Source organism: Collimonas rhizosphaerae (assembly GCF_038896935.1).
Lineage (GTDB): Bacteria > Pseudomonadota > Gammaproteobacteria > Burkholderiales > Burkholderiaceae_D > Collimonas > Collimonas rhizosphaerae.
In genome coordinates this window covers 304,585-328,935 of the sequence record NZ_JBANDC010000002.1, presented here as the reverse complement: position 1 = coordinate 328,935, position 24,351 = coordinate 304,585, and the positions used below count along the sequence as shown (strand labels likewise).

General features: G+C 60.3%; 21 protein-coding genes and 1 other RNA gene. 12 read left to right on the top strand and 10 right to left on the bottom strand.

Annotated elements, in window-relative coordinates; genetic code table 11:
• Nucleotides 1–103: 103 nt before the first annotated feature.
• Complete coding sequence (locus V8G57_RS03955; protein ID WP_371326572.1) at nucleotides 104–1,297, top strand: DesA family fatty acid desaturase; 1,194 nt, start codon at nucleotides 104–106, stop codon at nucleotides 1,295–1,297.
• A 199-nt stretch (nucleotides 1,298–1,496) separates the two neighbouring features.
• On the opposite strand, the gene rpmG is transcribed toward V8G57_RS03955, so the two are convergent.
• The 3 genes from rpmG to radC form a co-directional block, all read right to left on the bottom strand.
• Nucleotides 1,497–1,664, bottom strand: a complete 168-nt coding sequence (gene rpmG / locus V8G57_RS03950; RefSeq protein WP_009667251.1) for a 50S ribosomal protein L33 — start codon at nucleotides 1,662–1,664, stop codon at nucleotides 1,497–1,499.
• A 22-nt stretch (nucleotides 1,665–1,686) separates the two neighbouring features.
• The gene (gene rpmB / locus V8G57_RS03945) at nucleotides 1,687–1,923 is read right to left on the bottom strand and encodes a 50S ribosomal protein L28 (protein WP_014005219.1); all 237 of its coding nucleotides are present in this window, start codon (nucleotides 1,921–1,923) and stop codon (nucleotides 1,687–1,689) included.
• Nucleotides 1,924–2,058: 135 nt separating this feature from the next.
• Entirely contained in the window at nucleotides 2,059–2,733 is a 675-nt protein-coding gene (gene radC, locus V8G57_RS03940) for a RadC family protein (protein ID WP_342828260.1), read from the bottom strand.
• Between the two features lie 112 nt (nucleotides 2,734–2,845).
• Here radC and V8G57_RS03935 point away from each other — a divergent pair, with 112 nt between their 5' ends.
• The 6 genes from V8G57_RS03935 (at nucleotide 2,846) to V8G57_RS03910 (ending at nucleotide 8,550) form a co-directional block, all read left to right on the top strand.
• On the top strand, nucleotides 2,846–3,301 hold the full coding sequence (locus V8G57_RS03935; protein WP_092396288.1) for an FKBP-type peptidyl-prolyl cis-trans isomerase: 456 nt from the start codon (nucleotides 2,846–2,848) through the stop codon (nucleotides 3,299–3,301).
• Nucleotides 3,302–3,329: 28 nt separating this feature from the next.
• The gene (gene ispH / locus V8G57_RS03930; protein ID WP_092396520.1) at nucleotides 3,330–4,268 is read left to right on the top strand and encodes a 4-hydroxy-3-methylbut-2-enyl diphosphate reductase; all 939 of its coding nucleotides are present in this window, start codon (nucleotides 3,330–3,332) and stop codon (nucleotides 4,266–4,268) included.
• 621 nt (nucleotides 4,269–4,889) lie between these two features.
• Nucleotides 4,890–5,819, top strand: a complete 930-nt coding sequence (locus V8G57_RS03925) for a branched-chain amino acid ABC transporter permease (RefSeq protein ID WP_092396290.1) — start codon at nucleotides 4,890–4,892, stop codon at nucleotides 5,817–5,819.
• A gap of 14 nt (nucleotides 5,820–5,833) precedes the next feature.
• Nucleotides 5,834–7,048: an ABC transporter permease subunit gene (locus V8G57_RS03920; protein WP_092396292.1), complete on the top strand. Its 1,215-nt coding sequence runs from the start codon at nucleotides 5,834–5,836 to the stop codon at nucleotides 7,046–7,048.
• Between the two features lie 9 nt (nucleotides 7,049–7,057).
• The gene (locus V8G57_RS03915; protein ID WP_342828259.1) at nucleotides 7,058–7,828 is read left to right on the top strand and encodes an ABC transporter ATP-binding protein; all 771 of its coding nucleotides are present in this window, start codon (nucleotides 7,058–7,060) and stop codon (nucleotides 7,826–7,828) included.
• Nucleotides 7,828–8,550: an ABC transporter ATP-binding protein gene (locus V8G57_RS03910; protein ID WP_092396296.1), complete on the top strand. Its 723-nt coding sequence runs from the start codon at nucleotides 7,828–7,830 to the stop codon at nucleotides 8,548–8,550. Before V8G57_RS03915 ends, V8G57_RS03910 begins: the two co-directional genes overlap by 1 nt.
• Nucleotides 8,551–8,646: 96 nt before the next feature.
• Here V8G57_RS03910 and V8G57_RS03905 read toward each other — a convergent pair whose 3' ends face one another.
• Complete coding sequence (locus V8G57_RS03905) at nucleotides 8,647–9,609, bottom strand: transglycosylase SLT domain-containing protein (protein ID WP_342828258.1); 963 nt, start codon at nucleotides 9,607–9,609, stop codon at nucleotides 8,647–8,649.
• A 570-nt stretch (nucleotides 9,610–10,179) separates the two neighbouring features.
• Here V8G57_RS03905 and ubiD point away from each other — a divergent pair.
• Entirely contained in the window at nucleotides 10,180–11,664 is a 1,485-nt protein-coding gene (gene ubiD, locus V8G57_RS03900; protein WP_342828257.1) for a 4-hydroxy-3-polyprenylbenzoate decarboxylase, read from the top strand.
• Between the two features lie 103 nt (nucleotides 11,665–11,767).
• An RNA gene (gene ffs / locus V8G57_RS03895) (signal recognition particle sRNA small type) lies at nucleotides 11,768–11,866 on the top strand.
• A 94-nt stretch (nucleotides 11,867–11,960) separates the two neighbouring features.
• On the opposite strand, the gene V8G57_RS03890 is transcribed toward ffs, so the two are convergent.
• From V8G57_RS03890 to V8G57_RS03865, 6 genes are all read right to left on the bottom strand, one after another.
• Complete coding sequence (locus V8G57_RS03890; RefSeq protein WP_342828256.1) at nucleotides 11,961–13,358, bottom strand: heavy metal sensor histidine kinase; 1,398 nt, start codon at nucleotides 13,356–13,358, stop codon at nucleotides 11,961–11,963.
• Nucleotides 13,355–14,044, bottom strand: a complete 690-nt coding sequence (locus V8G57_RS03885; protein ID WP_342828255.1) for a heavy metal response regulator transcription factor — start codon at nucleotides 14,042–14,044, stop codon at nucleotides 13,355–13,357. The genes V8G57_RS03890 and V8G57_RS03885 overlap by 4 nt, the downstream gene beginning before the upstream one ends.
• Nucleotides 14,045–14,148: 104 nt before the next feature.
• Complete coding sequence (locus tag V8G57_RS03880; RefSeq protein ID WP_342828254.1) at nucleotides 14,149–17,298, bottom strand: efflux RND transporter permease subunit; 3,150 nt, start codon at nucleotides 17,296–17,298, stop codon at nucleotides 14,149–14,151.
• A complete protein-coding gene (locus V8G57_RS03875) occupies nucleotides 17,295–18,491 on the bottom strand; it encodes an efflux RND transporter periplasmic adaptor subunit (protein ID WP_092396308.1) in 1,197 nt (398 codons plus the stop codon). Before V8G57_RS03875 ends, V8G57_RS03880 begins: the two co-directional genes overlap by 4 nt.
• An 18-nt stretch (nucleotides 18,492–18,509) precedes the next feature.
• Nucleotides 18,510–19,997 carry an efflux transporter outer membrane subunit gene (locus V8G57_RS03870; protein WP_342828253.1) on the bottom strand — a complete coding sequence of 496 codons (1,488 nt, stop codon included), beginning with the start codon at nucleotides 19,995–19,997 and terminating at the stop codon, nucleotides 18,510–18,512.
• Between the two features lie 140 nt (nucleotides 19,998–20,137).
• Nucleotides 20,138–21,550: an MFS transporter gene (locus tag V8G57_RS03865; protein ID WP_342828252.1), complete on the bottom strand. Its 1,413-nt coding sequence runs from the start codon at nucleotides 21,548–21,550 to the stop codon at nucleotides 20,138–20,140.
• Between the two features lie 118 nt (nucleotides 21,551–21,668).
• On the opposite strand from V8G57_RS03865, the gene V8G57_RS03860 reads away from it, so the two are divergent.
• The 3 genes from V8G57_RS03860 to kdsA are packed head-to-tail and all read left to right on the top strand — an operon-like array spanning nucleotide 21,669 to nucleotide 24,349.
• Entirely contained in the window at nucleotides 21,669–21,791 is a 123-nt protein-coding gene (locus tag V8G57_RS03860) for a hypothetical protein (protein ID WP_342828251.1), read from the top strand.
• 38 nt (nucleotides 21,792–21,829) lie between these two features.
• Nucleotides 21,830–23,485 (top strand): CTP synthase, encoded by a 1,656-nt coding sequence (locus V8G57_RS03855; protein WP_092396314.1) that lies wholly within the window; start codon nucleotides 21,830–21,832, stop codon nucleotides 23,483–23,485.
• A 9-nt stretch (nucleotides 23,486–23,494) separates the two neighbouring features.
• Nucleotides 23,495–24,349 (top strand): 3-deoxy-8-phosphooctulonate synthase, encoded by an 855-nt coding sequence (gene kdsA / locus V8G57_RS03850; protein ID WP_144738774.1) that lies wholly within the window; start codon nucleotides 23,495–23,497, stop codon nucleotides 24,347–24,349.
• The last annotated feature ends 2 nt before the right edge of the window (nucleotides 24,350–24,351 follow it).

Here is a 24,351-nt window from a genome sequence, read left to right as displayed (position 1 = left end):
CGAAATTCGGGTAACTGTTCGGTAACTACCCGTCAACTTACCCGTATCTCACTGTAAAATAAGCAGTGGCATCATCTACCCATCTACACATGGAGTACACATAGTGTTCAATGCAATACTCGATTTCTTATCGAATGGCGTAACAGGCGCGAGCGCCTGGCAGGTCGTCGTGTTCACGCTGGTCGTGACACATATCACGATTGCTGCAGTGACTATTTTCCTGCACCGTTGCCAGGCTCACCGCGCTCTCGACCTGCACGCGATTCCAAGTCATTTCTTCCGTTTCTGGCTGTGGCTGACGACCGGCATGGTGACCAAGGAATGGGCTTCGATCCACCGCAAGCATCACGCAAAGTGCGATACCGAGGAAGATCCGCATAGCCCGGTAACGCGCGGCATCAAGAAAGTATTCTGGGAAGGCGCGGAGCTGTACCGTGCAGAATCCAAGAACCTGGAAACCATGGAAAAATTCGGCCATGGCACACCGGACGACTGGATCGAGAGAAACCTGTATACCAAGCACAGCGCCCTGGGCATCGTAGCCATGCTGTTTATCGACATCATGCTGTTCGGCGTCATCGGCGTCAGCGTCTGGGCCGTGCAAATGGTCTGGATCCCGATTACCGCTGCCGGCATCATCAACGGCATCGGCCACTACTGGGGCTATCGCAACTACGATTGCAACGATGCTGCGACCAACATCATCCCGTTCGGCATCATCATCGGCGGCGAAGAGCTGCACAATAATCATCACACCTTCGGCACTTCCGCCAAGCTGTCGTCGAAGTGGTACGAGTTCGACATCGGCTGGATGTATATCCGCATGCTGGAAATCTGCGGCCTGGCCAAGGTCAAGAAAATCGCACCTGCGCCAAAATTCAACCACACCAAGCTGGTGCCGGACCTGGACACGCTGCAATCGGTGATCGCCAACCGCTACGACGTCATGGCCAAGTACGCCAAATCGCTGAAGAGCGCCTGGCATGAAGAGCGCGGCCAGCTGACAGACAAAGCCAAGCAGGGCGCCGTTTTCCTGAAGTCGTCGAAGAAACTGCTGCAACGCGAACCGACCAAGCTGGAAGCGCCGCAGAAGCAGCAATTGACCGAGTTGTTCCTGCATAGCAAAGCGCTGCAAACCATGCACGAGATGCGGGTCGAGCTGGGTGCGATATGGGAGCGTTCACACTTTACGCGCGATCAGTTGCTGCATCAGCTGCAAGACTGGTGCGCACGTGCCGAAGCGTCGGGCATCAAGTCGCTACAGGATTTCTCGCTGCGCCTGCGTAGTTATTCCTGAGCCGCGGGACGGGGCGCTGATGTATTGAAGCGTCTGATCCTGCCAAGAAAACGGTCCATGCAAATCGGGCCGTTTTTTTTCGCCTGACGTGTTTGCGGGGGCGTTGCCACATCAGGCCCGGACGCCTGCCGCAGCGTAGGGACGTAAAAAAGCCCCGCAGGACAGATGTCTTGCGGGGCTTTTTGCAGAGCAGGGTCAATTACTTGATCTTGGTCTCTTTGTATTCAACGTGCTTACGAACCTTCGGGTCGAACTTCATGATCGACATTTTTTCCGGCGTCGTACGCTTGTTTTTTGTGGTGGTGTAGAAATGACCTGTACCTGCGGTCGATTCCAGCTTGATTTTGTCGCGGCCTGATTTCGCCATGATTCTTCCTTTATTCTGCTAGTTAGACTTTTTCGCCACGAGCGCGCAAATCGGTCAACACGGCATCGATGCCGATTTTGTCGATCACGCGCAAGCCGGCGTTGGACAAGCGCAGGGAGACCCAGCGATTTTCAGACTCAACGAAAATGCGGCGATTTTGCAAGTTAGGCAAAAAGCGACGTTTCGTCTTGTTGTTTGCATGGGAAACGTTGTTGCCGACCATCGGCCCCTTCCCGGTGACTTGGCAGACACGTGCCATGTTTTTACTCCTAAAAGATTTCCGAAACTGGAAAAAAGGAGAGTATATATAAAAAAATGAGATTTTTCAATGACTTGCGGAAAACAATTGTGTCTTCTGCGCGCTCGTTGATTTAACAATTTGAAATCCAGGGATTTACAGCTGGCCATGCTCGGCGAAAGAGTGCACTTGCGTGCCGGCCACGATGAAATGATCCAGCACTCTGACGCTGATCAGCTCCAGCGCCTGCTTCAGGGTTTGCGTCAGCCGGCAATCGGCGGCGCTTGGCTCCAGCGTGCCGGATGGATGGTTATGCGCGAGCATGACGCTGGCGGCATTGTGCCGCAGCGCGGCCTTGACCACCTCGCGCGGATAGACGCTGGCGTGGGTCAGCGTGCCGCGGAATAGTTCTTCGGCGCAGATCAGGCGGTTCTTGACGTCCAGGAACAGCACCAGGAATGATTCATAGGGTTTGTTGGTCAGCAGCAGCTGCAGGTACTGCTTGACGGCGGCGGGGGCGTCGAAGCTGCTGCCGGCCTGCAGTTCTTCCACCAGCGAGCGCCTGCCCAGTTCGAGTATCGCTTGCAGCTGGGCAAATTTGGCGGGGCCGAGGCCGTTGATCGCAGAGAATTCCTTGAGCGGGGCGGAAAACAGGCGATTCAGGGAGCCGAAACGGCTGGTCATCTCGCGTCCCAGGTCGACCGCGCTTTTGCCGGCGGCGCCAACCCGCAGGAATACCGCCAGCAGCTCCGCATCGGAGAGCGCTTGCGGGCCAAGCTTGATCAAGCGTTCGCGCGGCCTCTGATCCGCAGGCCAGTCAGTAATTGCCATGGTGTAATCGGGGTAGGGCCGGTATCGGCCACGTCATATGGTCCAAGGTGGCTTACAATATCATCTTCTGATCGGCAGTTATTTTTTTGTTAATGGTGCTTTTGCCTAATTTATGTCTAATTTGTCTCTCCCAGTCGTTACCGAAGCATCCTATCTGACCTTGCACTATCGCCTCGCCTCGCAAGATGGCGAAGATATCGTCACCACTTTCAAGGAATCGCCTGCTACCCTGCAGTTCGGCATGGGCCAGCTGGCGCCTTTCCTGGAAGCTTGCCTGCTGGGTTTGCCGGAAGGCACGCATCAAACCTTCGATCTGCCGCCGGAGCAGGCTTTCGGGCCGCGCAACCCCGAGCTGATCCAGCGTGTCTCGCGCGCCACGCTGCGCCAGAACTCCCAGCTGGGAGAGGAGTATCGTATCGGTGACCTGGTGGAGTTCGCGGCGCCGGGCGGCGGCCGGTTTGCCGGCGTGCTGCGCGAGATTGACGAGCAGGGGGCCTTGTTCGATTTCAACCATCCCCTGGCCGGGCAGTCGCTCAAGTTCGAAGTGAAAATCATCGGCATTTTGTAGTTTGCGGCCGAAGCGCATGAACATGGATATGAATATGGATAAAGAGATTTTATTGGCGCAGCCGCGCGGTTTCTGCGCCGGCGTCGACCGCGCGATCGAAATTGTCGAGCGCGCGCTGGAGCAGTTTGGCGCGCCGATTTATGTGCGTCACGAAATTGTCCACAATGCTTATGTAGTGGCGGACCTGCGCAACAAGGGCGCCATTTTCATTGAGGAGCTGGCCGATGTCCCGGCCGGCAACACCGTGATTTTTTCTGCCCATGGCGTCTCCAAGGCGGTGCAGGAAGAGGCCGAAGTGCGCGGCTTGAAAGTGTTCGATGCGACTTGTCCGCTGGTGACCAAGGTCCACATGGAAGTCGCCAAGATGCGCCGCGAAGGCCGCGAAATCGTCATGATCGGCCATGAAGGCCATCCCGAGGTAGAGGGCACCATGGGCCAGACCAATGACGGCATGCACCTGGTCGAGACCGTAGCCGACGTCGAGCGGCTGCAGGTAGGCAATCCCGACATGCTGGCCTATGTGTCGCAGACTACCTTGTCGGTCGACGATACCGCCGACGTGATCGCGGCGCTGAAGCAGAAATTCCCCAGCATCACCGAGCCGAAAAAGGGCGATATCTGCTACGCCACCACCAACCGCCAGCAGGCGGTCAAATTCATGGCGCCGCAGGTCGACATGGTGATCGTGGTCGGCAGCCCGAACAGCTCGAATTCCAACCGCTTGCGCGAAGTGGCGGAGAAGAAGGGCACCGTCGCCTACATGGTGGACAACGCTGAACAGATCGACCAGGCCTGGCTGCAAGGGAAAAACCGGATCGGCGTCACCGCCGGCGCGTCGGCGCCGGAAATCCTGGTGCAGGCCGTGATAGACCGCCTGAAAGCCTGCGGCGCCAAGAATGTGCGTACGCTGGACGGCGCCGAAGAGAATGTCACTTTCCCCATGCCCAAGGGGCTGGCGAGGGTTTAGGCGGGAAGATGGCGGAACAGGCAATATGCCTATAATTATTTAGTGACAATTATTGGTAATACTATTTCACTTCCGCGTTACTTCTATTCCTTGTCTGCCTGGATTCCCTGGCAAAAGCCGCGTCCAGCGGCCTTGCCGCCCTATTCTGGCGCGAAATTATATTTCGAAGAAACTCCACTTTTCCATCGATAGTTTTTTGTTTTCCTAGCTATCATTGCGGCGCTGCGGTTTGAATGTAAAAAACTGTGCGAACCGCGGGCAGCAGGTTAATATTGCAGTACTGTCAGAGTTGATTATCGCTCAACGTTAGCTATAATCTGCACAGTAATAGTGCATTGCCGCCACGGCAAGGCGCTCTAAGACAAAAAACGTTTTTGCAGAAAGACGTATAGGAGACAAACGAGTATGCATACCCAATCCTTTTTTCTTATTCCGGCTATTCACGCGATGCCAAATTACCCTTCCAGCCATCGTTGCAGATGAGAGGAAGGGCGTCTCCCAACGGCACTAGGACTTTATCCAGGGTGCCGTTTTTGTATCGGGAATGATTTTTGCTGTGCTGCCTATGGTCGCAATAGTGTTCTGACCGATTTGACCCAAAACACATAGAACAAGGAAATTATGGATATCTTTATCCAACAAGTTATCAACGGCTTGGTGCTGGGAAGCATGTATGCGTTGATTGCCCTCGGTTACACGATGGTGTACGGGGTGCTGAACCTGATCAACTTCGCCCACGGCGACATCCTGATGATCGGGGCCATGGTCGGACTGTCCATCCTCAAGCTGCTGCAGCACGTGGCGCCAGGCCTGCCCGGGATTGTCCAGCTGGCGATCGCCATCATCGGCGCCATCCCGGTCTGCGTCATCATCAGCCTGATCATCGAACGGGTCGCCTACCGGCCGTTGCGCAATGCGCCGCGCCTGGCGCCGCTGATCACGGCGATCGGCGTTTCCATCCTGCTGCAGACTTTCGCCATGATGATCTGGGGCCGCAGCCCGCTGCCGGTGCCGCAAGTCATGCCTTCCGATCCTGTGCATATCTTCGGCGCGTTGATTTCGCCGACGCAGATCATGCTGCTGGTGCTGGCCGCCGCCTCGATGTTCGGCCTGGTGATGCTGGTCGAGAAAACCAAGATGGGCCGCGCCATGCGCGCCACTGCCGAGAACCCGCGGGTTGCCGGCTTGATGGGGGTTGATTCCAACCGCGTCATCGTGATGACCTTCGCCATCGGCGCCGCGCTGGCGGCAGTTGCCGGCGTGATGTGGGGCGCCAACTATTCATCGGCGCAGTTCGCCATGGGCTTCGTGCCTGGCTTGAAAGCATTTTCCGCTGCGGTGCTGGGCGGTATCGGCAATATCTACGGCGCCATGCTGGGCGGTATCCTGCTGGGCCTGATCGAAAGCCTGGGCGCCGGCTACATCGGCGACCTGACGGGCAATTTCTTCGGCAGCAACTACCAGGACATTTTTGCCTTCATCGTCCTGATTATCGTCTTGACCTTGCGTCCGTCCGGCATCATGGGCGAACGTGTTGCTGACCGTGCTTGACCGGAGGGGGACATATGGCTAATTTCTTCGACACCAAAAAGAACCCGACCAAGGCTTACACCAGCCTGGTCGCCCTTGTGATCCTGTTCGCGATCTTCCCGTTCATTGCCTTGAATTTCGGCAATTCCTGGGTCCGCATCATGGACTTCGCGCTGCTCTACATCATGCTGGCGCTAGGTCTCAACATCGTGGTCGGCTTCGCCGGCCTGCTGGACCTGGGCTACATCGCTTTCTATGCGATCGGCGCCTACATGACCGGCTTGCTGGCATCTCCGCAGTTTGCTTCGGTCCTGGAATCTTTCGTCAACACCTATCCGGCCATCGGCAATTTCCTGGTAATGGTCTGCGGTCCCGAGATTGTCCAGAACGGCATTCACCTGTCGCTGTGGGTGATCGTGCCGCTGGGCGCTGGCCTGGCAGGCCTGTTCGGCGCCATCCTCGGCGCGCCGACGCTCAAGCTGCGCGGCGACTACCTGGCCATCGTCACCCTCGGCTTCGGTGAAATCATCCGCATTTTCATGAACAACCTGAACGCGCCGGTGAATATCACCAACGGCCCGCAAGGGATCAACCTGATCGACCCGATCCGTATCTTCGGCGTTTCGCTGGCCGGCGAACGCGGTTCCAGCGCCATGGTGTATGTCGGCGGTTTCGGCATGCCGTCGGTCAATGCCTACTACTTCCTGTTCCTGATCCTGTGCATGGCGATCATCTTCATCTCGATCCGTCTGCAGAATTCGCGGCTGGGCCGCGCCTGGGTGGCGATACGCGAAGATGAAATCGCCGCCAAGGCGATGGGCATCAATACCCGCAACATGAAGCTGCTGGCGTTTTCCATGGGCGCCTCGTTCGGCGGCGTGGCCGGCGCCATGTTCGCCTCGTTCCAGGGTTTTGTCTCACCTGAATCGTTCTCTCTGACTGAGTCGATTGCGGTGCTGGCGATGGTGGTGCTGGGCGGCATGGGCCATATCCCGGGCGTGGTGCTCGGCGGCATCCTGCTGGCTGCCTTGCCGGAAGTGCTGCGGCACACCGTGGAGCCGATGCAGATGGCGGTGTTCGGCAAGGTGCTGATCGATGCCGAAGTCTTGCGCCAGCTGCTGTACGGCCTGGCGATGGTGGTCATCATGTTGACTCGCCCTGCTGGTTTGTGGCCTGCGCCCAAGCACGAGGACCGGCCGGATGCCGATATCGATAAACCTACGCTGGCGACCGGCGTGGTAGAGGCATAAGGAGATCACATGAGCGCACCTACAATTCTGAGCATCTCCGGCGTCAATAAGCGATTTGGCGGCTTGCAAGCCCTGTCGGAAGTCAACATCCAGATCCTGAAAGGGCAGATCTACGGCCTGATCGGGCCGAACGGCGCCGGCAAGACGACTTTTTTCAACGTCATTACCGGTCTGTACCAGGCCGACACCGGCTCCTTCGAGCTGGCCGGCAAGCCCTATTCGCCGTCGGCGCCGCATGAAGTGGCCAAGGCGGGCATCGCACGCACCTTCCAGAACATCCGCCTGTTCGGCGAGATGACCGTGCTGGAAAATGTCATGGTGGGTTGCCATGTGCGTACCCACCAGGGCGTGTTCGGCGCGGTGTTCCGCCACAAGGCTGCGCGCATGGAAGAACTGGCGATCCGCAAGCGTTCCCAAGAGCTGCTGGATTTCGTCGGTATCGGCCGTTTTGGCGATCGTACCGCGCGTCACCTGTCGTACGGTGACCAGCGCCGCCTGGAAATTGCCCGCGCGCTGGCGACCGATCCGCAGCTGCTGGCGCTGGACGAGCCTGCCGCCGGCATGAACGCTACAGAGAAACTGGCGCTGCGCGAGCTGCTGGTGAAAATCAAGAATGAAGGAAAGACCATTTTGCTGATCGAACATGATGTCAAGCTGATGATGGGTTTGTGCGACCGCCTGACCGTGCTGGACTACGGCAAGCCGATTGCCGAAGGATTGCCGGCCGAAATCCAGAAGAACCCGGCCGTGATTGAAGCCTATCTGGGAGGTGGTCACTAATGGCAACCAATATCCTCAAAGTCAGCAACCTGAAAGTCGCTTATGGCGGCATCCAGGCCGTCAAGGGCATCAACCTGGAGGTCAACGAAGGCGAACTGGTGACGCTGATCGGCGCCAACGGCGCCGGCAAAACCACTACGCTGAAAGCCATCACCGGTACCTTGCCGCAGTGTAAAGTCGAAGGCGAGATGCACTACCTGGGCGAACACACCAAAGGCCTGACGTCGTTTAACCTGGTCAAGCAAAAGCTGGCCATGGTGCCCGAAGGCCGCGGCGTGTTTACGCGCATGAGCATCCAGGAAAACCTTTTGATGGGCGCATATACCCGTGACGACAAGGCCGGTATTGCGGCTGACATCGACAAGTGGTTTGGCGTATTTCCGCGCCTGAAAGAGCGCGCCGCGCAGATGGCTGGCACCTTGTCGGGCGGCGAGCAGCAGATGCTGGCCATGGCTCGTGCCCTGATGAGCCATCCCAAGCTGCTGTTGCTGGATGAGCCGTCAATGGGTTTGTCGCCGATCATGGTGGAAAAGATCTTCGAAGTGATCCGCACCGTTTCCGCGCAAGGCATCACGATCCTGCTGGTCGAGCAGAACGCCAAGCTGGCGCTGGAAGCAGCGCACCGGGCTTATGTGATGGATTCCGGCCTGGTGACCATGAGCGGCAATGCCAAGGACATGCTGGATGATCCTAAGGTCAAGGCAGCATACCTGGGTGAATAACTGCTACGGCCGGGTTGTCCGCAACCCCGGCCGGTTTGCCGGAACGAAAAAAAAAGAGCCATAGGCTCTTTTTTTTATTGCAGGCGGAAGGGGCGATCAGGTCATCGGCAGCGAATTGAACTGATTGTCCGACTGCTGGATCCGATGCTCAATCGCATCCGGCACGGTCACAGCGGCTTCAGCCGGTGTCGGGCTGGCGTCGCTTGGCGACGCCGTGGTCTGGATTGCGCGCGGTTTCGGTGTAGCGATCGGTGCCGTCGAACCGGTCGAAGGCACATTCTTGCCGATGGCGACGTCTTGCAGGCGGCGATATTCAGCCAGTACCTTGTAGCCGTAACCGCCGTCATTGGCGAACGCCGCAGCGCCGACATAACGTTTCAAGCCGGCTTCGACCGAACCGCCCTGGGTCACATAATCCTTGAGGATCATGGAGCCGACCTTGATGTTGGCCGTCGGATTCAGGGCTGCCTTGATGCCGCCCATGCTTTCAAACTTGTCTTCATGTACCTTAGACATGACTTGCATCAGGCCTTGTGCGCCCACCGGGCTTTCGGCAAACGGATTCAGGCCGGATTCGATCGCCATCACGGCCAGGATCAGCAACGGGTCGAGCTTGGTTTCCCGCGCTGTCTTGTAGGCCGTGGTCACGAACACGTTGGTGGCGTCGCCTGCCACCCGATAACGCTTGGACAGCCAGCTGGTGACCCATTGCTGCTGGCGCGAGCTGTCGATCGGCTTGATGGCCTTGTTCGTCAAGCTGTCCATGTGCAGCACATGATTGTTGCCGGTCGCCGGCGCAGTCAGGTTCGCCACCTTGGGGGCGGTATCGGCCTGGCTGGAAAGCACCGGTGCAGCCGCAGCCAGCGGCGCAGCTTTAGGTTCAGTGCTGCTGGCGAACAGCGGCAGGTTTTGAATCTTGTATGCCAAGTCAGGTTTCACCAGCATGGTGGTGAAGCCGATGATGGCCAGCATGGCGCTGAACAGTACGGTGATGCGGGTAGTGGCGATGAGGCCGCCGACGGTGTCGCGGGCGTAAAACACGCCATTAACGGATTGCATGCCGAATTTCTTTGCTTGGTCGAGCGTCGCCCAACCGGGTAGTGCTCTGGTAGATCTTGCTAACAATTGAACCTCCTGAATCGTCGCGGCGCATGCAGGCTCCTTGATAAGGCTGGTTAAAGCTGGAGCGAATCTACCGAATGCTGCGTGCACCGTAATCAATATCGCAAGGCATCGCATATGATCTGCGGTGTGCCGCTGCGTCGTTGCTGCTTGCGCTTAAGTAGCTTTGGATCGATCGGCCGCAGTAGAGCGCGCCGGCTACAGGCAAACAACTTGTCCGGGGGAGAAGGCTGACGCCTTTTGAAAACACTCCTTAAAATGTCATGTGGGACCCCGATCCCGTGAGTATTGAGAGTCGACATGAAAATCGCTTTTTGGGCGATGCGACTGCTTCAAGCTGGGCGCATTGTAGGAGGCGTTTTATATCAAGTCAATACTATGAAAAACAAAATCAATAACTTTTATGTCTAAAGAATGCGCCGGTTTGCCGCCGCAAGCCAATAAAATCAAGCACTTGGCCAAAATGGCTTAATTGCTGAATTAACATTCATTTAAATTGTAAAACCCATGAAATATTCAGATTTACGTGATTTTATTGTCAAATTGGAACAGATTGGTGAGCTGAAACGCGTTTCGACGCTGATTTCACCCTATTTGGAGATGACGGAAATCTGCGATCGCACTTTGCGGGCAGGCGGCCCGGCGCTCCTTTTTGAAAATCCGGTCGGACATTCGATACCTGTGCTAGGCAATCTGTTCGGCACGCCGCGCCGCGTTGCGCTTGGCATGGGAGCCGACGACGTCAGCGAATTGCGGCGCATCGGCCATGTGCTGGCGATGCTGAAAGAGCCGGAGCCGCCGAAAGGTTTTAAAGACATCCTCGGCCTCGGCACCCTAGTCAAATCGTTGTGGGACATGGCGCCCAAGGAGCATCGTTCGGCGCCGTGCCAGGACATCGTCTGGGAAGGCAACGACGTCGACCTTGCGCGGCTGCCGATCCAGCACTGCTGGCCAGGCGATGTCGCGCCGCTGATTACCTGGGGCCTGGTGATTACCAAAGGACCGCACAAGAAGCGCCAGAACCTTGGCATCTACCGCCAGCAGGTCCTCGGCCGCAACAAGGTGATCATGCGCTGGCTGGCGCATCGCGGCGGCGCGCTCGATTTCCGCGAGCACGCGATTGCAACCGGCGGCAAGCCGTATCCGGTGGCGGTAGCGCTCGGCGCCGACCCCGCTACTATATTAGGTGCGGTGACGCCGGTGCCGGACAGCTTGTCCGAATACCAGTTCGCCGGCCTGCTGCGCGGCAGCCGTACCGAGCTGGTCAAGGCCATCGGCAGCGAGCTGCGGGTGCCGGCGTCGGCCGAGATCGTGCTGGAAGGGCATATCAATCCCGACCCGTCCCATCCGTCCGGTTATGAAATGGCGCTGGAAGGGCCATACGGGGACCATACCGGCTATTACAATGAGCAGGACTGGTTCCCGGTATTTACCATCGACCGCATCACGATGCGCAAGTCGCCGATTTATCACTCTACGTATACAGGCAAGCCGCCGGACGAGCCGGCGGTGCTCGGCGTGGCGTTGAACGAAGTGTTCATCCCCTTGCTGCAAAAGCAGTTTTCCGAAATTACCGATTTCTATCTGCCGCCGGAAGGCTGCAGCTACCGCATGGCGGTGGTGCAGATGAAGAAGGCGTATGCCGGCCATGCCAAGCGGGTGATGTTTGGCGTCTGGAGCTTCTTGCGCCAGTTCATGTATACCAAGTTCATCGTGGTGGTCGATGAAGACGTCAACATCCGCGACTGGAATGAAGTGATCTGGGCGATCACTACCCGGGTCGATCCGATCCGCGACACCACGATAGTGGACAACACGCCAATCGATTATCTCGATTTTGCCTCCCCGGTCAGCGGCCTGGGTAGCAAGATGGGGATTGACGCCACCAACAAGTGGCCGGGTGAAACCAGCCGCGAGTGGGGGCGCACCATCAGCATGTCGGATGAGGTGAAGACGCGCGTCGACCAGATCTGGCAGGAACTGGGCATATAAAGCGAGGCTTGTTAGGCGGGGTTTGCCGGCGGTGCCGGCAGAAAATGGCGGCAGGGATGAAAAAGCCCTGCCAGCAATGCCGCAATGCGGTACAATTCACCCCGGCGGGCCCCTGCGCATTGTGGCGTGGTCAACCTGGTCAGGTCGGGAACGAAGCAGCCACAGCCATTTCCTGCAAGTGCCGCAGACAAGGCTCGCCTCTATCCTCTAGTTATTTCCGTATTACTCCCCACGTTCGTCTTCGCGGTTGCCGTTTATTCATGGCAAGCGTCACCATCCGTGCAAGCCCGAGCTTGTCAAGGCAGCATCGATGCGCCGGCAGGAATACTGAAGCCTATCGTTGTCGTACCGTCCGTGCTGTCGGCAAACACGCCGCCGCCATGCATTTTGGCGATTGCCTTGACGATCGCCAATCCCAGGCCATGGCCGTGCAGCTGGCTCTGGTCCTTGTCGTTGCGGGCGGCGTCGACCCGGTAAAAACGATCGAACAGGCGCGGCAGGTGGCTGTCGGCGATCGGCTTGCCCGGGTTCGACACGGCAATCCTGATCACCTCGGGCTGCTGCGTGATCGTCACCGCAATGGCGGCGCCGGGATTGGAATGCTGGATCGCGTTATGCAGCAGGTTGCTCATCGCGCGCTTGAACAGCGAGGTCTCGATGGAGGCTTCAGCGTTCACGTCGCCGGCCACTTTCACCGTCATTTTCGAATCGTCCAGGAGAAACTCAAAAAACTCCACGGTCTTGCCGATTTCCTGCGCAATCGAAGTGCGCACCAGGCTGGTGGCGGCCTCGCCCTGGTCGGCGCGCGCCAGGAACAGCATGTCGTTGATGATGGAGCGCAGGCGCTCAAGCTCTTCCAGGTTCGATTGCAGCACTTCCTCGAACTGCGGCGCGGTGCGTTGCCGCGACAGCGCTACCTGGGTTTCGCCGATCAGGTTGGCCAGCGGCGTGCGCAGCTCATGGGCGACATCGGCATTGAAGGCTTCCAGCTGGTTGTAGGCGCCTTCCATGCGCTCCAGCACGCCGTTGAAGGCAATCGTCAGGTCCGACAGCTCGCCCGGCAGCGGCGAAATCTGCAAGCGTTGCGACAAGGTCCTGGGCCCCAGCGATTGCGCGGCGCTGGACAGTTGTTTTAACGGCCGCAAGCCGACCTGCGCAATCCAGTAGCCAAGCAGCATGACCAGCAGCACGCCCAGCAGGGACAGGCCGACCAGCGCAATCATGAAGGCATGCAAGGTGTGCATGTAAGGCGCGGCGTCGACCGCCACGATCAGGCGCACCGCAGGCCGTTCCTGGAACGGCTCGATGGTGCCTACCATGGTGTGCAGCGGGTATTCGCGGCCGTGCAGCGTCATGATGCCCATGCCGTTCGGATTGCGGTCCAGCTGCTCGACGTCGGCCAGGCCTTTGCCGTACTGGAAGCGGGGATCGTCGCTTAGCACCCAGTAACGGATGCTGCCGTCGGCCGGTGTCAGGGTGTCCAGCTTGGCTTGCACTCGCGGCCAGCGGACCGGATCGCCGTTGTGGCCGATCATGTAGCGGGTATCGAGGAAACGCGTGTTGAGTTCGTCTTGCTGGTGGCGCGCCAGCTCGCGTTGCAGCACGCCATACAGCGCGCTGCCGATCAGGGAAAAAATCAGCAGCGCCGCCAGCGCGAACATCGCCACCAGGCGTACGGTGATGGAACGTTTCATTCGCTGCTCTCCTGGGGAGTGCGCGGTTCCAGCACATAACCCATGCCGCGTATCGTATGCAGCAGCTTGGGGCTGAACGGCGTGTCGATCTTGGCGCGCAAACGCTTGATGGCGACTTCGACGACGTTGGTGTTGCTGTCGAAATTCATGTCCCAGACCAGCTCGGCGATTGCAGTCTTGGACAGGATTTCACCCTGGCGCCGCGCCAGCACCGCCAGCAGCGAGAATTCCTTGGCGGTGAGGTCGATGCGGACATTGGCGCGATATGCCTTGCGGCTGATCAGGTCGATCTGCAGGTCGGCAATCCGCAGCTGCGCCGGCTCGAAGGCGCGGCCGCGCCGGGTCAGCGCCTGCAGCCGCGCCAGCAGTTCGAGGAAGGAAAACGGTTTCACCAGGTAGTCGTCGGCGCCGCCTTGCAAGCCTTTGATGCGGTCTTCCACGCGGTCGCGCGCGGTCAGCATGATGACCGGCGTCTGCTTGATGGCGCGCAAGGCGTGCAGGACCGTAAAACCGTCTATGCCGGGCAGCATGACGTCGAGCACGATGACGTCGTAGTCGTGCTCCAGCGCCAGGTGCTGGCCATCGGTTCCATTGTGCGCAACGTCGACGGCGCAACCCTGCTCGGTCAGGCCCTTGCACAGGTAATCGGCTGTCTTCAGTTCGTCTTCGACGATCAGGATCTTCATGTGTAGCCTGTCTCCTGGCTAGTTTCCCGCATGCCGGCACTGTGCCGATATGCAGGAGGATGTTTCATTGCCTGCATTATATTTGTCGCGTTACCTTGAATTTATCATGCAGCAGCCTTGCGGGCCGCCTTGCGCGCCTGCCGTGCTTCCTTGCGCCGCATGTACCAGTAGTGGGCGCGGTCCAGGTACAGGTAAACCACCGGTGTCGTGAACAAGGTCAGCGCCTGCGACAGCACCAGGCCGCCCACCATGGCATAACCCAGCGGCCGCCGCAGTTCGGAGCCGGCGCCATGGCCCAGCATCAGCGGCAAGCCGCTCAGCAGGGCGCACATGGTGGTCATCATGATCGGGCGGAAGCGCAGCAGGCAAGCCTGGTAAATCGCGTCTTCGGGCTTCATGCCGTGCTGCCGTTCCGCCGTCAGCGCAAAGTCGATCATCATGATGCCGTTCTTCTTGACGATGCCGATCAGCAGGATGATGCCGATCAGGGCGATCACGCTCAGGTCGTAACCGCCCATCATCAGGATCAGCAGGGCGCCGACGCCGGCCGACGGCAAGGTCGACAAGATCGTCAGCGGATGGATATAACTTTCATACAGCAGTCCAAGCACGATATACACCGCAACCAGCGCCGCCGCAATCAGGTAGGGCTGCGACGACAGCGAATCGCCGAACGCCTTGGCCGTACCCTGGAAAGCGCCGGTCAGGGTGGTTGGCACGCCCATCTCGCTCTGCGCCTTCTGGATAGCCTCGACCGCCTCGCCCAGCGCCACGTTCGGCGCCAGGTTGAAGGAAATCGTCACTGCCGGGAACTGGCCTTGGTGGCTGATCGACAGGTACGAAGTCTTGCTGGTGTCGATGGTGACAAAGGTCGACAGCGGGACTTGCTGGCCAGTTACCGGCGAGGTCAGGTAGAGCTTGTTGAACAGTTCCGGATCTTCCTGCAGCTTGGGCGTGACTTCCAGGATCACGTGGTAGCTGTTGATCTGGGTGAAGTACTGGGCCACCTGGCGTTGGCCGATGGCGTCGTAGATAGTCGAATCGATCAGCGCCGGCGTGATGCCGAAACTGGAAGCGCGCGCACGGTCGATGGTCAGGTTGGCGGCGGCGGCGGCATTTTGCTGGTCGGAGGCGACGTCGGTCAGTTGCGGCAGCTGGCGGAAACGGTTCAGCAGTTTCGGCGCCCAGACGTTCAGTTCATCCAGGTTGGAGTCGGTCACCGTGTACTGGTACTGGGTGCGCGACAGGCGGCCGCCGACGTTGATATCCTGGCCTGCCTGCAGGAACAGGTTGACCCCTTGCACCTTGGCCAGCTGCGGCCGCAGGCGCGTAATGATTTCATCGGCGCTGGCGGTGCGTCCTTCGTCCTTCGGTTTCAGGCTGATGAAGAAATTGCCGGTGTTGAAGGTGTTGCCGCCGCCGCTCATGCCGAAGCCGGTCACGTCCGGATCCTTGCGCACCACGTCAGCCAGGGCCAGCATGCGCTTGTTCATCGAAACAAAGGAAGAGTCCTGCGCCGATTCGGCAAAGCCGTAGACGAAGCCGGTGTCCTGTTGCGGAAAGAAGCCCTTCGGGATGACGATGAACAGCACCACGGTGGCAGCCATGGTGGCGAAGAACACCATCAGGGTGACGAATTGATGGCGCAGCACCACATTCAGGCCGCGTTTGTAGCCGTTCAGCATGGCGTCGAAACCGCGTTCGAATATCTGGTACATGCGGCCATGCGATTCGGCCGTATGCGATTTAAGGAAGCGCGAGCAGAGCATCGGCGTCAAGGTCAGCGAAATCACCACCGAGACTGCGATCGTCAGCGTCACGGTGATCGCAAATTCGCGGAACAGGCGGCCGACGATGCCGCCCATCAGCAGCAGCGGAATGAACACCGCCACCAGCGAGACCGAAATCGAGATAATCGTGAAGCCGATTTCGCTTGCCCCCTTGTAGGCCGCTTCCATCGGCGGCATGCCTTCTTCGACGTAGCGGTAGATATTCTCCAGCATCACGATCGCATCGTCGACCACGAAGCCCACCGCGATGGTAAGCGCCATCAGCGACAGGTTGTCGAGGCTGAAGCCGAGCAGGAACATGACGCCGGCAGTGCCGAGCAGCGCCAGCGGCACGGTCACGCTCGGGATCAGGGTGGCGGGGACGTTGCGCAGGAACAGGAAAATCACCAGCACCACCAGGGCAATGGTCAGCACCAGCGTGAATTCGACGTCGGCGACCGAAGCGCGGATGGTCTGGGTACGGTCGATCAGGGTGTTGACGTGCACCGTCGGCGGGATTGCCGCTTGCAGGCGCGGCAGGGCAGCCTTGATGCGGTCCACGGTTTCGATCACGTTGGCGCCCGGCTGCTTGGTGATCGCCAGCACGATCGAACGGCCGTTGGTAATCGTGTTGCCGGCCGGCGCGGCGGCGCCGGCGTAGGCCCAGCCCGCGACCTTCAGGTTTTCCGCGGCATCGACGGCGACGCCGACATCGCGCACCCTGATCGGCGCACCATTCTTGTAGGCCAGCACCATGTCGTTCCACGGTTCAGCGCTCAGCAGCTGGTCGTTGGTGTACACGGTAAAGCTTTGCCTGGCGCCGTCCACCGTGCCTTTGGGCTGGTTGACGGTGAGGCTGGCGATCACGCCCCTGATATCTTCCAGGCTGATGCCTATCGCCGTCAGCTTGGTCGGGTCGACCTGGATCCGGACCGACGGCTTTTGCACGCCGCCGATATTCACCAGCCCGACGCCGGGAATCTGCGAAATCTGCTGCGCCAGGATATTGTCGGCATAGTCATTCACCTGGATCAGCGGCAACGCGTCCGATTGCACCGCCATCACCAGGATCGGCGAGTCGGCAGGATTCACCTTGCGGAAGGTCGGCGGACTCGGCAGGTTGGCCGGCAGCTGGCCGCTGGCGGCGGTGATCGCTGCCTGCACGTCGAGCGCCGCGGCGTCGATGCTGCGGTTGAGGTCGAACTGCAGCGTGATCTGGGTAGAACCGAGCGAGCTGGTCGAAGTCATTTGCGACAGGCCGGCGATCAGGGAAAACTGCCGCTCCAGCGGCTGCGCCACGCTCGACGCCATGGTTTCCGGATTGCCGCCGGGCAGGTTGGCGGAGACCTGGATCGTCGGGAAGTCGACCTGCGGCAGCGGCGCCACCGGCAGCAGCGGCCACACCGCGGCGCCGATCAGGAAAATCGCGATGGCGAGCAGCGTGGTGCCGATCGGCCGTTTGATGAAAGTCGCGGAGATGCTCATTTGCCGGCCTTGCTTGCTTTTTCTGCCGCGGCTGCAGGAGCGGGGCTAGCCGCAGCGCCGGCGTCCACGATCTTGGCGCCGGGTTTCAGCTTGTACTGGCCGTCGACCACCACTCGTTGCCCCGCATCCAGTCCCTTGTCGATCACAGCCAGGCCGTCCTGGATATTGGCGACCTGGATCGCCTGTATTTTCACCGTGCTGTCGGCGTTGACGACATACGCGTAGGTGCCGTCCTGGCTGCGCTGCACTGCCGCCGCCGGCACCGTCAGCGCCTGCTTGCGGTCACCCAGGACCAGCCTGACATTGACATACTGGCCTGGCCACAATACATGCGAGGGATTCTGGAAAATGCCTTTCAGCTGCACCGTGCCGGTGCTGGTATCGATCTGGTTGTTGAGCAGCGCCAGGTTTCCCTGCGCCAGCAGGGCGCTGCTGTTGCGCGCATAGGTCAACACGCTGAGCGGCTTCTGGCTGCCGCGCAGGGCGCTGTTGATGCTCTGGAAGGTTTCTTCCGGCAGGGTGAACACCACCGCGATCGGATCGATCTGGTTGATGACCACCAGGCCGTTGGCGTCCGCGGCATGGACGATATTGCCCGGATCGACCAGGCGCGCGCCGACCCGGCCGCTGATCGGCGCCAGGATGCGGGTAAAGCTGAGCTGCACCTTGGCGTAGTTGATCTGCGCTTCATCGGCTTGCACCGCGGCCTGCAGCTGCGTGACCTGCGCCCGCGTGGCATCCAGCGTCTGTTGTGTCGCGGCGTCCTGTTGCACCAGCGTGGTGTAACGCTGCAGGTCAAGCCTGGAGTTGGCCAGCTGCGCCTGGTCCTTGGCTTTTTGCGCGACGGCCTGGTCCAGCTGCGCCTGCAGGGTGCGCGGGTCGATCTGCGCCAGCAGCTGGCCGGCCTTGACGTCCTGGCCTTCGATAAAACCGACCTTGTCGAGCTGGCCGTCGATGCGGGCCTTGACGGTGACGCTGGCATTCGAAGTAACGGTGCCGACTCCGCTCAGGTACATCGGCACATCCTGTTGCGAGACGCTGGCGGTGCTGACCGAGATCGGGCCGGCGGCAGCCTTCGGCGCCGTCTGGGCGTCGGCCTTGTGGACCATGGTCCAGCCGGCGGCGCCGATCAGGACCAGTATCGCGGCGGTGATCAGCAGCGTGGAACGCGGTTTGGAAAGTGTGGGGGTCATGTTTATCGGCTCGCGGAATTAATCTGTCGTTTTGTTTGTGTGCTGCGTATCGTTTTGCGCCTGGTCGCCGTTCAGCCGGCTGGCATCCCAGCCGCCGCCAACGGCCTTGATCAGCGCTACGCTCGCCAGCAGCTGGCGTCCCAGCAGCTGCACCAGGGTGCGCTCGTTGCTCAGGGCAAGGGTTTGCGCGGTGACCACGGTCAGGTAAGTCGCGGTGCCGGCGCGATACTGGCTCAGCGCCAGCCGTTCCGCCAGCTGCGAAGCTTGCACCGCCTGCTTCTGGGCGATTGCTTCCTGGTCGAGGACATTGAGCGTGGCCAGGTTGTCTTCCACTTCCTGGAAGCCGCCCAGCACGGTTTGCTTGTATTGCGCTACCGCGGCGTCGTAGGCGGCGATGGCCTGGTCGCTATGCGCGCGCCGCAGGCCGCCGTCGAAAATGGTTTCGGCCAGCGCCGCGCCGAGCGACCAGACCCGGCTGGGCGTGTCGAACCACTGGGCCAGGCTGGCGCCATTGAAGCCGCCGCTGGCGCTCAGGGTCAGCGCCGGGAAAAAGGCCGACTTGGCGACGCCGATATTGGCGTTCGCCTGCGCCACATGGCGTTCGGCGCTGGCGATGTCGGGCCGGCGTTCCAGCAGGTCGGATGGCAGGCCGGCCGGGACCGGCGGCAAGCCTGCCTGCATCTTGCTCAGCATTTGCGTGTCGGCCGGCAACGCCGCCAGGTTGAATCCGGAAGGCGCCTTGCCGGTCAGGATGGCGATTGCATGCTCCAGCTGGCTGCGCTGCGCCTGCAGGTCGATGGCTTGCGCTTCCGCGGTTTTCAGCTGGCTTTCGGCCAGCGCCACGTCGGAGCGCAGCGCCACGCCGGCGGCATACTGGTTCTGGGTCAGCTGCAGCGAACGGGCATAGGCAGCCGTGGTGCGCGCGTACAAATCTTTGAGCAGGTCGGTGATGCGCAGTTGCAGATAGTCTTGCGCCAGGGTCGCCTGGATGCTGAGGCGGGCGGCGGCCAGGTCGGCCGCGCTGGCCTGGCTGCCGGCATCGCCGGCTTCCACCGAGCGCCGCACGCTGCCCCAGATATCGGGCTCCCAGCTGCCTTGCAGGCCGGCGTTGTAGCTGTTGCCGATCTTGACGCCATTGGTGTTGCTGCGCGAACGGTCTACCCCGGCGCTGACGCCCGCCGTCGGCCAGAAGCCGGCGCGCGCCACGTCGCCGGCGGCACGCGCCTGGCGATACTGGGCCTCTGCCACGCGGATGTTCTGGTTGGCCTGGTTGGCTTGCTGTATCAGGCCGTTCAGGGTGGCGTCGCCATAGACTTCCCACCAGTTGCTGCTGTCTATCTGTTGCGGCTGCGCCTGTTTCCACGGACCGGTCTCTTTATAGGCGGCGGGCACGTCCATGGCAGGGCGCACGTAATCGGGGCCGACTGCGCAGCCTGCCAGCGCAAACGCAACCGCGGCAGCCATGACGGTGGCTGAGAAAGTTCTTGGGGAAGGGGGAAAATTCATGAGTCCTGAGCTGACACGTTCGGCACATCGGATGAAATATCCGATGTGCAGGTCAACAACAAGCGCAGCATCGGACAGTATTTGGAAACACTTTATAGCTTGCTGCGGTACGGGACGCTGTCGCTAATATGACAATTCTGTCAGTTTCGCCCGTGTTTGATGCGCAATGCGCTGATGATGGTCGCAAGCAAGGTCGCGCTGGCCGCCAGCCATAAGGACATGTGGACTGCGCTGGCGTCGATCTGGGCGGTGTCAGCCGCGGCCTGGGCGATGCTGGTCGCCGCCAGCACTACCGCGACCAGTGCGGCGCCGAGCGACTGGCCGAAGGTGCGGGCAATCGCCAGCACGCCGGAAGCGGTGCCGCTGCGTGCGCGCGGCGCGTTGCTCAGCATTTCGCGATTGTTGGGGCTCTGGAAAAAACCGAAGCCGAGCCCGCAGACGAAGGCGCGCCACAGGATGTCCGGCACCGATGCGTGCGCGCCCAGGCAGGCCAGCAGCACCAGGCCCAGCGTCAGCACCAGCAGGCCGCAGGTCGACAGCAGCGAGGCCGAATAGCGGTCGGCCAGGCGCCCGGCGATCGGCGCGGTGATGGCGATCGCCACCGGCCACGGTGTGAACAGCGCGGCCGACAGCAGCGGGCTGAAGCCGTATGCGCCCTGGAACAGGAACGGTAGTGCAATAAAGGCAATTCCTTGCCCGACAAAAGAGCAGAGCGAAGTGGCGACTGCCATCGAAAAGCGTTGCGATGCAAAAATGTCAAGCGGCAGCAGCGGTGCGGAATACCGTCGTTGTCTAATGATAAACAAAACCACCGATGCCAAGGCGATCCCGCCAAGCAGCAACTCCTGAGTCCAGCTGTCGTGGCGCGACAAGCCGTCGACCGCCATGACGATGGCGCCCAGGGCCAGCGCCGAGAGCAGGGCGCCGAGCGCATCGAAGCGGCCGCCGCGGCCCGGATCGCGCGGCAGCACACGGCGCGCCAGCAGCAGGGTGAGGATGCCGATCGGCACGTTCACCGCAAACAGCCATTGCCAGCTCAGCACCGACAGCATCAGGCCGCCGATGGCCGGCCCGGCAGCGGTGGAGGAGGCCACCACCAAGGCGTTGATGCCAAGCGCCGCGCCCAGCAGGCGGGTCGGGAAGATATTGCGGTAGAGCGCCGGCCCGATGCTCATGGCGGCAGCGCCGCCGACGCCTTGCAAGAATCGCATACCGTTCAGCATCGCCAGCGACGGCGACAGGGCGCAGCCCAGCGAGGCCAGGGTGAACACCAGGATGCCGCTCATATATACACGGCGAAAGCCCAGCACTTCGCCCAGCGAGGCGAAAGTGACCATGGTCATGGCACCGGCAAGTATGTAGGCGTTGGCGATCCAGACCGCGGCAGCCGGGTCGACCTGCAAGCTGCGCGCGATCATGGGCAGCGCGACGTTGACAATGGAGCCGTCCAGCACGGTCATGCTGGTGCCGAGGATCATGACGATGATCGCTACCCGGCGCGCTGCTCCGGGCAGGCCGTCATCCTCGGGCAGGTCGCCGAACAGCCGGCTCATGCAGCGAGGCGGCGCGGCTTTGGCGCAACACTTGTTTGAAATAATGGCGAGATAGGCACGGGCGACAATAGAATGAGGAAAGCATTGATTGGGCGGGGCGGAAGCCGCGAATTATCACATGAAGCGCAATTCCACGCAGGCACCGGGCCTGGCCGCCGACCGGGCGATCGCGGGGCGGCCGGCAAAAAGGCGTTATTTTTCAGATCGCCGGCGGCTGCCGCGGCGCCTGTTTGATGTATAATTCGAATTTCCCGCATGTGCCGTTCGGCACCTTCCGTAATGACTAAGTTTGTATTTGTTACCGGCGGCGTTGTCTCTTCCCTTGGTAAAGGGATTGCAGCCGCCTCTCTCGCCGCGATTTTGGAATCGCGCGGCCTTAAAGTCACCCTTCTTAAACTTGATCCGTACATCAACGTCGATCCAGGCACCATGAGCCCGTTCCAGCACGGCGAAGTGTTCGTGACCGACGATGGCGCAGAGACCGATCTCGACCTCGGCCACTATGAGCGCTTCATTACGGCCAAGATGAAGAAGGTGAATAACTTCACTACCGGCCAGATCTACGAATCGGTGATCCGCAAGGAACGCCGCGGCGAGTACCTGGGCAAGACGGTGCAGGTTATTCCGCATATCACCAACGAGATCCAGGATTACATCTACCGCGGCGCCGAAGGTTTCGACGTGGCGCTGGTGGAAATCGGCGGCACCGTCGGCGATATCGAATCCTTGCCTTTCCTTGAAGCTGCGCGCCAGCTGAGCCTGCGCGCAGGCCGCAAGGCTGCGGCTTTCGTCCACCTGACGCTGGTGCCTTACCTGGTGTCGGCCGGCGAGCTGAAGACCAAGCCGACCCAGCACAGCGTGCAGAAACTGCGCGAAATCGGTATTTCGCCGGACGCCTTGCTGTGCCGCGCCGACCGTCCGATCCCGGATGACGAACGGGCCAAGATTTCCCTGTTCTCCAACGTCCAGGGCGACGCCGTGATTTCGGTGTGGGACGCCGACACCATCTACAAGATTCCGCAGATGCTGCACGACCAGGGGCTGGACGCGATCGTCTGCGAAAAGCTGGGCCTGTCGCCCAAGCCTGCCGACCTCTCGGTCTGGACCAAGCTGGTGCACGCGCTGGAAAATCCAACCTACGAAGTCACCATCGGCATGGTCGGCAAATATGTCGACCTGACCGAATCCTACAAGTCGCTGACCGAAGCATTGCGCCACGCCGGCATCCATACCGGCAGCCGGGTCAATATCGAATACCTGGACTCCGAAGAAATTGAAGCCAGCGGCACCGGTGCCTTGGCCAAGTACGATGCGATCCTGGTGCCGGGCGGTTTCGGCAAGCGCGGCGTCGAAGGCAAGATCGCGGCGGCGCGTTTCGCCCGCGAAAACAAGATCCCTTACCTGGGTATCTGCCTCGGCATGCAAGTCGCACTGCTCGAATATGCGCGTAACAAGGCCGGCCTGCCGCACGCCAATTCAACCGAATTCGATGCGCAGACCGACCAGCCGGTAGTGGCCCTGATCACCGAATGGCAGAATCACGACGGCAAGGTAGAGCTGCGCGACGTCAATTCCGACCTGGGCGGCACCATGCGCCTGGGCGCGCAGACCTGCGATGTCAAGCCGGACACCCTGGCCGCCGAAGTCTACGGCCCGACCGTGACCGAACGCCATCGTCATCGCTACGAAGCCAACAACCATTACCTGGACCGGATCGAAGCGGCCGGCCTGGTGGTGTCGGCCCGCACCCCGACTGAAGACCTGTGTGAAATCATGGAATTGCCGCGCACCGGCGAGAATGCCCATCCGTGGTATGTCGGCGTCCAGTATCACCCGGAATTCAAATCGACTCCGCGCGATGGCCATCCCTTGTTTATTTCGTTCATCAAGGCTGCGCTGGCGCACAAGCAAGCTAATACTGCAACTGCAGCGTAAGGAAAGAACATGAAACTTTGTGGCTTTGACATCGGCCTGGATCAGCCGTTTTTCCTGATCGCCGGTCCGTGCGTGATCGAATCGCGCCAGATGGCGCTCGACACTGCCGGGAAACTGAAAGAGATCACCAGCGAACTGGGCATCAACTTCATCTACAAATCGTCTTTCGACAAGGCGAACCGTTCTTCCGGTTCTTCTTTCCGCGGCCTCGGCATGGAAAAAGGGCTGGAGATCCTGGCTGAAGTCAAAGCGCAAATCGGCGTGCCGGTGCTGACCGATATCCATGAAATCTATGAAATCGAGCCGGTGTCGGCGGTGGTCGATGTCTTGCAGACACCGGCCTTCCTGTGCCGCCAGACCGATTTCATCAACGCTTGCGCCCAGTCGGGCAAGCCGGTGAATATCAAGAAGGGCCAGTTCCTGGCGCCGCACGACATGATCAATGTCATCGCCAAGGCGCGCTCCGCCGCCCGCGAAGCCGGCCTGCCTGAAGACAATTTCATGGCCTGCGAGCGCGGCGCTTCGTTTGGCTACAACAACCTGGTGTCCGACATGCGTTCGCTGGCGATCATGCGCGAAACCGGCTGCCCGGTGGTGTTCGACGCCACCCACTCGGTGCAGCTGCCAGGCGGCCAGGGCAGCACATCCGGCGGCCAGCGCGAATTCGTGCCGGTGCTGGCGCGCGCTGCTATCGCGGTGGGCGTGGCCGGCGTGTTCATGGAAACCCATCCGAACCCTGCCGAAGCCAAATCGGACGGACCGAATGCGGTGCCGCTGAACCGTATCAAAGAATTGTTGTCGACCATGATAGACCTGGACCGGGTCGTCAAGAAGAATGGCTTTATCGAAAGCAATTTCGGTTGATT